Here is an 8402-nt window from a genome sequence, read left to right as displayed (position 1 = left end):
CATGGGTTGCCTCGTAGGTTGGACACCAGAGGCAACCCGTTCCTCACGGGAGCCAGTTGCTACTGAACTCTAGAGGACTTTGTGACACGACCAAACATTTAGCACCTAACCCTCTCTATGCAGGTATGTCGTTCCGAATTAGCTGGCATAATCTCATCGAGCGATTGGATGAGTTGCCAGAGGGGGCCACTCTCCGGACTCCGTTGTCACACGACCGGTTCCGGATCACCGATGTCCAACAGCACCGTGTCGTGATCCAGTTTACACACAGCGGTGACTCCCAGCCGCTCCAGCAGGATCAATTCGAAACACTATACCGCCGGATTACGGACTCCGACAATGGGTTTGAATTAGACCGACTCCCGCCAGATGCGGGGCCATACCCAGCCGTGTTGTCTCTTCATCCCCGCTTCGAAATCGATGAGGATGCAGGAGTCATTGTCGAAAAAGACGGCCCAACCACTACCCAGATTCTTGACGCTGGGAACGAGCCAGAGAGTGAGGAAAAAGAACGGACCGAGCCAGACTTGGACGTATATGCGGATGCACTCTTGCTGGTTGACGCATTGGAGCGACACGAGGTAACCACCCTCGAAAAAATAGATACAGACGTGTTGGTGAACCTTTACACGCTGCTCTCAGATGTCCAACGGAACGCAAACGACCTCCGGCAGGATGTGAGCGATGTGCTGCTCACTCGGCTTCATCACGATCAACCGGTCTCTGGGCCATTTGGGTCCGTCCAACGGACGACGCGCCGAAATCGGTCGCTCAAACCTGATGTGGAAGTACTGGAGACGCTGGAGGAAGCCGGAATTGAGCGCGAGCGCGTGCTGGGCGTCGACCGGAGCAAAGTGGACGACGCAATTGAGGTCACACCCCTATCTGACAGTGACGTGTACGACATCGAAGAATCAGAGTATGTCCGGAAGACCGAGGCTGACGAGGAACACAAAGAAACACGACTGCAGGGGCTGAAAGACCAGTTGGCTGCAACAGAGGGGAGCGAGGCGGAAGAGCTCCGTGAGGAAATCAAAGAGCTTGAAAATCGGATCGCGGAGCTAACCGAATTCAAATCCGGCTCACAATTTCACACACATACCCGAGGAGGGCCGTGACGACCTCGTGACCGTTGTCAGTAAGGATGTATGACGGTGTTTCTCACGAATGCATCTTCGAATACCTGCAGGAGCCTATTTGACTGCGGCACGAATTTCAGCGCAATCAGAATGATGGTTCTGTAGCAGCTGGGTGATAGTTGGCTTAACAGTAGTTCCCGTGTTACAGCTACTGTGGCTGGACCGGTTCTTCGCATTTGTAGCACTCCGCAAAGAGGCGTTTTTCCTCTTCAACCTCATACTCGATGAGTATCGCTCCGGCTGGAACAGCCGACCCACAGAATGGACACGTACCGAGTTCCGACACTGCATTAGACATGATGTGATGAGGAACTTGGAGCGTGTGACAGGATTCCAAGTCCCACGGTGATCTACGCACCCCGCTGTTGTATAACCAATGAGAGTCCAGCGGAAGTAATAGGCGAGATCAACGCTATTGCCGTGGTGAGAACCCAACTGCGTATTCCTTCGCTAATTCAATCACATCGTAGACGTGGATACCCGATTTGAACCACAAGACACGGTCATCCATTCCACCGAAATCTTCAGACGAGCAGTCCAACCGCTCAGACACGGCGACAATGAGGTTGTCCCGGTCAGCATTCCGTATCTTCGCCAGCTTTTCATTCAGATACTCTGGCGTCCAGAACCCGATGATCTCGAATACGACTCGGCGTCCATCAGGGTGTTCGATAGCGAAGTCCGGGAGCATTACCTCTGCTCCTAGGTCCAGTACGTCATCCTCACGGACGAGTTGCCAGTCAGTGTTGGCACGTTCCCACTTCTGGGCAAGTGCGCGTTCCACATCGGAGTCAAAATCGCTCTGAGCCGAGTAGTGCGAGGAGAGTTCGTCCGTGTGGTCAAGCTCAAACGAGAGTGTTTGACTGGTCGCCCCTCTATCGTCATCAAGAATATCAGCTTCCATCTCCCAGCGGTCGCACAACGGGAGAGCTGGAAGGAAGTTTGACATCCGTATTCCGTACTTCCTCGATTTCGAAAAAAGAGACGCTGCTCCATCCAGAATAGCCTCGTACCCGTCAGCAACGTCTGTACTGGCGACACGGTTGCCGTTGGCGTCGATTGGATAGATACGGTGCATCAGCCCGAACAGTTTCACGTAGCTGAAGACCGTCGCAAACGAGTCCCAAACTCGTATTCGCATCTCCGTTGCATCGTACAGTACCGCTTGTGCTAGAGCGAGATTGTAGCGTGTGAGAAGCCAATCGACTGTTATCGTATCCTCAGCGTACGATTCCTCACTATCTCCAGTCAACCGTGTCGTGGTCGTCCCGCCGTCAGCTTCATCATATTCATCGGAAGTATGGTGTCCAAACCGCACGAGTCGCTTGTTCTCCTCCAGATCAGCATACATACCTTTGTAGCATTCTTCGAGTGTGATTTCTAGTTGGTCAGCAACAGCACTGTACACCTCCAACTTTTGTGTGTCTTCACCAAGTGTAGGCTGGCGTGCAATCGGGTATGACTCGTTCGCTTTCTCAAAGAGTCGCTGCCGGATCTCCTGTGGCTCTACTGGTGCAACGGTTTCAAACTCACACTCGTCTTTGAGCAGTTTCGCCAGTCCTTGTACAATCTTGTAGTCCGTGTCTGCGATAGTGAGTTGGTCTACCGTCTCCTCCAGCCTACCCTTGGATTGTCCGAGATGCTCATTGAAGATTTGTATGAGTTCTTTTGCGGTGTCTCGGTATTGCTGTTCGTCCGCGTTGATGAACAGCGGGGAGATAGTTCCTTCGTACGTACGTGATCGTGCGAGGTCAGCTGTCAGCATTAGCGCTCACCCCCTGCCGTCGCCGTTCAGATACGTGGGTCTCCATCGTATCCTCGGTAATGATCTCATAGAGTCGAGCGGGTTGACGATCATCCGTTGGACGAAGAATCCGCCCCAATCGCTGTGCATACTGTCGTTTCGATGCACTTCCAGAGAGGATGATGCCCACGTTTGCAGACGGTACATCGATTCCCTCATCCAGCACCTGCGAGGTAGCAAGCATCGAGTACTTTCCTGTTCGAAATCGCTCTAGGATCTCTGTTCGCTCCTCAGTCTCGGTCTGATGCGTTATACAGGGAACAATAAACTCTTGAGAGATCTCGTATGCAAACTCGTTGTTCGCTGTGAAGATGATGGTGCGGTCGTCGTGGTGTCTCTTTAGCAAATTATCCAGCGTATCAAGTTTCTTCTCCGCAGTACGAGCGATTTTCTCGGCTCGTTGTTTAGCAATGAGGGAGCGTCGTCCCTGCGGGTCGTATGACGTGCGCTTGAGAAATTCCTGATAGCCGCTCTCTTTCCAGAGATCAAAATCATGACTGTCGACGTAGTCGCGGTAAATCTGGTATTCTTCAGTATACTGCTTCCGTTCCTCATCAGTTAGTTCCACGCTGAGATGGAGCGTCTCGTACTCGCTGAGATACTCCCCTGCAAGCTCGTCGACTCCTTCTCGATACACAACCGTGCCCAACAGTTCCGCTAGCTCTTCATGTTTCCCGTCAGCGCGCTCGTAGGTAGCTGTGAGTCCAAGTCGATACGGGGCAATCGTCATCTCAGGGATCTGTTGGTAGGTCGGTGCCGGAAGGTGGTGTACTTCGTCCACCACGAGAAGTCCGAACCGGTCGCCGTACTCGTTGATATACCGGTACGCAGAGTCGTAGGTCGTCACCGTAATATTGGTCACGTTGTGGCTTCCACCGCCCAAGACGCCGATTCCATCAGGGAGTTGATTCCCGAAAGCGTTTGTGAGAGTGGCGTGCCACTGGTTCATCAGGTCGATAGTCGGAACGACAACAAGCGTGCTGACACCGGCGTCAGCAATTGCTTGGACGGCGAGAAACGTCTTTCCGCTTCCTGTGGGGAGGATCACACTGCCCTGACGGTTGTTTTCTTGCCATGCTGAGAGTGCCTCCTGCTGGTAATCACGAGGTTCAATAGCGACAGAAGGCGTGAGATGGAACTTCGAGTACGCACGAGCCTCGTCTTCCAATTCAGCCACAGTTCCCATTGGCTGTTCAAGACTGGCTTGCCCATCAGATCCGCTCACCCACTTTCGAATGTCACGGTAATGGTGTGCCTGTGCTCGGTACTCATCGACACGGTCGTCCCACTCAGCATACGGCACAGACTCAGGAGCGTCTTCAACAAGGAGTGTCCCATCATCAAACGAGAGACGCATTCAACTCTCTTTATGCAGGTCGCATACTTGTCGTTGCTGGAGTGGAGAACGAGGAAGTAACTACACCGAAAGTTCGTCAGCGATTGAGCGCAATTCGCTCTTTGTTGGTCGTCTCCCGATCTCGACTCTACGGTCGCCAACCCAGAATCCGAACTGTTGGTGGTTAACATCGAAGTGGAGCCCACAGGAGACATCCGGGTCAGCTTGATCGTACTCTGCCTTACTCACGTTCTCACCATCTCGGAGTGTCTCTAAAAAGTACTCGGCAACGTGTGGGCGTTGCTTCATTGCTAAGATATGGTCAGTTGCTACGTATTTTAGGACATCTTCACCTGTATCGTATTCATCGCCCATGAGATAGAACTCGCCCCTGTAGTCGTGTGATTCGATGGTAACACTGAGAGCATACGTTGCGGTCATATAGTACTATTACCGTTTTGAGACACAAGAATTACGACTGGGGTTTCTGTAGAGAGAATCAATGGTGCCAGACAGACGATCAGATCCAATCGAAATAGAGGCGCTTGAACAGCAGATATCAACTGCTGACGATGGGGATGTGGCGGCACTCATGCAGGCAGTAGCAACGTATGAAACTGAGTTATTATCAGCACACGAACAAGATGACTCCGACCGCTATCAGGGGATTACCCGTGCGTATCGGGAACGACTCATCGCGGTGTTTGATGATGCCGTACTAGCGGAAGATTGGGAGTTTCTTGAAGATTTTCTTGACGCCTATCACCCGGAGACATCAGACGAGTTCCCTCATGTGACGACAGTCCTTCAGAATGTCACGGGTCGATATCTGATCCGGACCCGACTCACAGAGGGTGTAACAGAGATTCCAGTCAAATCGTTGGAGTTCTTCAGCTCAATTCTTGATCGTGTCGAGGGCGACGGATACGATTTCATCAACGAGGGAGTCCATCCGTACGGTTGGGGGATCGGACATCCTGATCACGCCGTTGCAGACACCATTCACCAGCATGCCTCGAAGGACATCTTTGTCGTAAATCCGATGCTCGAACATACATTCTACGCAGACCAGCACGCGGCTATCGACTTACTGGAACGAATCGTGAATGACGACAACATCAGCAGAAGCTTTGCCCATCCACGAGGGGAAATATCCGAAGCCCGCCATCTTTTGGATGCACCCGCCGGAGCGGTGAGTGAGTTTTCGCCGACGATCCCGCGCTACTGGGAATGGCAGGAGGAGTTCGACTTCGAATTTAGGCTTGATGATGATGTTGAGCAACGGATACGGAAGCTCGTGAGTGATGAGGGACTGGACAATGAGCTCTCGGGCGACTGGGAGATTGCTGAGCTAACTCTGTGACCAGTCTCGGAATTGTCCCGTTACTCACGAGCCAATTAGCCAATATTTACTACTCTGACCCGCTAATACCGGTTGTATGACAGACCTGATCGTCAATAGCGGAGTGCAGGATGCACTAGAAGACCACCCAGTTGCAGCAGATTTCTACGATGCTCTGGATGAAGAAGTAGCCGAACTCATTGGGGAAGCCTCCCGTCGTGCTGAAGCGAACGACCGCAAGACTGTCATGCCACAAGACTTGTAACGGTCTGAGAGTTCACCAACGATCCATTCTAACCGGGTCGGTAAAGCGCCAATCTGAGCATCCTGCGACCGTGAGTTCCTGTGTAGTTGGACAAAGTAGTCCTGCTATTTTGTGTACAAAGAGCGTGTCATAGAAACATCCCCACGCTATTATCGGACTGTTTATCTTTTTGATCCGTAACAGGTTTAGAAGTGCGTGCACTCAATGCACGGTTTTATGAAGTAGTCAGAGAACACTTATTTATCTATGGCTGCTGATATTTTTGCGTCTATCGACCACTGCGTGGCTCAGAACGAACGGCTGCTGTGAGAACGGGTTCGACCGTCTCGGAGCTACTGGCTCCGAATACGCGGGCAACCACGAGAACCATTCTATGACACGCTCTACAAATGATGTTCGAGACCACTCACGGGTGTCAAGCACACGTGCAAGTGTGGGCCGATCTCGTAACCAAATCAGCAGCACATCGTGATCGGTTACGGTAGTTGGGCAAAACCAATCCTGAAAGAAACCCTTGGTCAATATCAAAGGACTACTGGTAGTCTCGCGGTGTTGTGACTGCATAGTCGGAGGAGGACGATACGAGGCACGGCGTTCCATATTCAGAAACTACTAGTAGATCGTATTGACCTAAAATCGGTAGAAGACGATAGGATATCGATACGTTCAGCAGTTATCCGTGGAGATCACATCCGGCTGTACAATACAGGGAATGTGCAGCGCTTGTTAGCACTAGTAGCGGTCTAAGGGTGGCATCGCTCATCGAGAGGGATTGTCGTCAGAAACCCGAGTGGAAGCGACTGCTGAATATAGAGGTTCTATCTTGTAGCGTGACGACCAAGCACAAAGACGAGCAAGGCAATCAACACTGCCCCGAGTGCTGTGTAGCGTGACAAGTACTTGACCGACTCCCATCGGCTCGTAGTCACTCATACCCAAAGTTGTGAACGTGAGGGAGTTGAAGTAGAGTGATTCGAGTAACAGACTCCACTCCCCTCCGAGAATTCGACTGTAGGTTATCGCCTCACCTCCAACTGGTCGAAGCCACTCACCGAGTGGGTAGAGTAGTGCGGCAAGGACGATGAACCCGGCACTTACACCGATAATCTCCTACAAAAGAGCGTTACTAGTATTTGAGTCCGAAGTTGAGAATCTCTTCGGGGTAATCTCCAAGCATATCTTCGGCTTGTTCGGGAAGCTGTTCCTCTGTTTCACGGCCCAGTTCGTATGCCTCTCGTAATTCCCCAACAGGATCGTCAGAATTGTCCACTCTGAGATTGTGGTACAGTTTCGGCTCAGGCGCATGTACCAGCAAGGCGGCGCTAATTTTTCCGCGCTTGTCGCCCCCAGCTTCTTGACCTGCCTCAAGCGCCTCAAGCAGTCGGGCAGAAAACGAACCACCTGCGTCCTCGAAACGGTCACTGACAGCTTGGATGACGGTGCCGTTTTCGAGCATATTGCCCGCTACAGTGTGGTTTTCACCAGTGGTTTCGCCGTACCATCCTACACAATCGTCACCAGAGAAGGTGAAATCTTCTCCATTACTATCGATAGTATGAAGCTGTCGGTAACCAGCATGCTCGTCGTCCTCAATCAGGGCCTCACATGCAGTGGAAATACTCACTCCCCTCTCGGACAGATCAATAGCATGCTTTCCATGTGAGACTTTCACAAATGATTGAGTCGCTACCGCAGCATTTTCGCTTACGAACGGGCAAAGGCCACCAACAGCGACCAGTGCTGTGCTTACAGCGACACCTGTTTTTCCTGTTTCGGGGTCCACCGCAGCAATCGAGAACGTCCCTGGAACCGCGCCGCGTCTGTGCTTCCATTCCGGTTGTTCGTTCCTGTTACGTCGTGACACAGTGAAACATGTGAAGCGTTCTCAAAAATAAAAATATTGGTCCCGTCTCAAAGTCGTTTAGAATCCACAGTAGTGTTGACTGGCTGTTGATCGCTAACTCCTTTTAATTGACGTGCACCGAGTGCACGGCCTTCTAACAGTGTAGCAGATGTCCGGTACGTCGAGATCCCGATGGTTAGTGAGCAAAGTGGCTCTGTTGAAATCCTCAGAAAGTGATACGTTCTACCCCGGTTCCGGTCAACACAGGTGACTCACGTACCGATCAGATCGTTGAATTACTCACTACCTGTCAAGAACGCTGTGCGAGATACAGAGGATGAAGTCAGCACGAGCGTTGAGTAGTATTCTTACCAGAGAACGTTCTAACAACACACTACTAGAAGTAGAGATGAAAATCCATGGTTATAACATGTTTCTATATGTGGTACTAGTATGACGCTACCCCGTTTATCTGAACAACAACCACCACTCCTCACGTACCAAATTGAAGATGGTGAACCGATTTACGAAGCGATAACGGAGGCATTCGGAGCGATTGGCGTTGAGGTTTACGAAGAGTAGTTGGATAGCAAGACAAAGATACACCGCACAGTGATGCCTCTCGTCCTTACCGAAGTTCTCTCCCACCCAGAATTGACTGGAGCTGTTCAGG

8 protein-coding genes are annotated in these 8402 nt (G+C 51.5%); 3 read left to right on the top strand and 5 right to left on the bottom strand.

Annotated elements, in window-relative coordinates:
- The first annotated feature begins 125 nt into the window (after nucleotides 1–125).
- Nucleotides 126–1118: a hypothetical protein gene (locus J2751_RS15235; protein WP_209487291.1), complete on the top strand. Its 993-nt coding sequence runs from the start codon at nucleotides 126–128 to the stop codon at nucleotides 1116–1118.
- Nucleotides 1119–1287: 169 nt separating this feature from the next.
- On the opposite strand, the gene J2751_RS15945 is transcribed toward J2751_RS15235, so the two are convergent.
- The 4 genes from J2751_RS15945 to J2751_RS15220 form a co-directional block, all read right to left on the bottom strand.
- Nucleotides 1288–1437, bottom strand: coding sequence for a DUF7837 family putative zinc-binding protein (locus J2751_RS15945; RefSeq protein ID WP_449405243.1), 150 nt, complete (start codon nucleotides 1435–1437; stop codon nucleotides 1288–1290).
- 114 nt (nucleotides 1438–1551) lie between these two features.
- Nucleotides 1552–2904: a DUF790 family protein gene (locus J2751_RS15230; RefSeq protein ID WP_209487289.1), complete on the bottom strand. Its 1353-nt coding sequence runs from the start codon at nucleotides 2902–2904 to the stop codon at nucleotides 1552–1554.
- Nucleotides 2891–4300 carry a DEAD/DEAH box helicase family protein gene (locus J2751_RS15225; protein ID WP_209487287.1) on the bottom strand — a complete coding sequence of 470 codons (1410 nt, stop codon included), beginning with the start codon at nucleotides 4298–4300 and terminating at the stop codon, nucleotides 2891–2893. Before J2751_RS15225 ends, J2751_RS15230 begins: the two co-directional genes overlap by 14 nt.
- 60 nt (nucleotides 4301–4360) lie before the next feature.
- The gene (locus J2751_RS15220) at nucleotides 4361–4720 is read right to left on the bottom strand and encodes a hypothetical protein (RefSeq protein ID WP_209487285.1); all 360 of its coding nucleotides are present in this window, start codon (nucleotides 4718–4720) and stop codon (nucleotides 4361–4363) included.
- A 61-nt stretch (nucleotides 4721–4781) separates the two neighbouring features.
- Between J2751_RS15220 and J2751_RS15215 the strand changes: the two genes are divergently transcribed.
- On the top strand, nucleotides 4782–5642 hold the full coding sequence (locus J2751_RS15215) for a hypothetical protein (RefSeq protein WP_209487283.1): 861 nt from the start codon (nucleotides 4782–4784) through the stop codon (nucleotides 5640–5642).
- Nucleotides 5643–5718: 76 nt separating this feature from the next.
- Nucleotides 5719–5886 carry a DUF1931 domain-containing protein gene (locus J2751_RS15210; RefSeq protein ID WP_209487281.1) on the top strand — a complete coding sequence of 56 codons (168 nt, stop codon included), beginning with the start codon at nucleotides 5719–5721 and terminating at the stop codon, nucleotides 5884–5886.
- Nucleotides 5887–7012: 1126 nt separating this feature from the next.
- On the opposite strand, the gene J2751_RS15205 is transcribed toward J2751_RS15210, so the two are convergent.
- The gene (locus J2751_RS15205; protein ID WP_209487278.1) at nucleotides 7013–7750 is read right to left on the bottom strand and encodes a DUF1028 domain-containing protein; all 738 of its coding nucleotides are present in this window, start codon (nucleotides 7748–7750) and stop codon (nucleotides 7013–7015) included.
- Nucleotides 7751–8402 lie beyond the last annotated feature (652 nt).

This window comes from Halorubrum alkaliphilum, from assembly GCF_017873815.1.
GTDB lineage: Archaea > Halobacteriota > Halobacteria > Halobacteriales > Haloferacaceae > Halorubrum > Halorubrum alkaliphilum.
This window is presented reverse-complemented; position numbering and strand designations above follow the sequence as displayed.

Excerpts from the sequence above, each read along its gene's own strand:
- J2751_RS15945 (WP_449405243.1), bottom strand. The coding sequence starts at position 1,437 with ATGTCTAATGCAGTGTCGGAACTCGGTACGTGTCCATTCTGTGGGTCG.
- J2751_RS15220 (WP_209487285.1), bottom strand. The coding sequence starts at position 4,720 with ATGACCGCAACGTATGCTCTCAGTGTTACCATCGAATCACACGACTAC.
- J2751_RS15230 (WP_209487289.1), bottom strand. The coding sequence starts at position 2,904 with ATGCTGACAGCTGACCTCGCACGATCACGTACGTACGAAGGAACTATC.
- J2751_RS15210 (WP_209487281.1), top strand. The coding sequence starts at position 5,719 with ATGACAGACCTGATCGTCAATAGCGGAGTGCAGGATGCACTAGAAGAC.
- J2751_RS15235 (WP_209487291.1), top strand. The coding sequence starts at position 126 with ATGTCGTTCCGAATTAGCTGGCATAATCTCATCGAGCGATTGGATGAG.
- J2751_RS15215 (WP_209487283.1), top strand. The coding sequence starts at position 4,782 with ATGGTGCCAGACAGACGATCAGATCCAATCGAAATAGAGGCGCTTGAA.
- J2751_RS15225 (WP_209487287.1), bottom strand. The coding sequence starts at position 4,300 with ATGCGTCTCTCGTTTGATGATGGGACACTCCTTGTTGAAGACGCTCCT.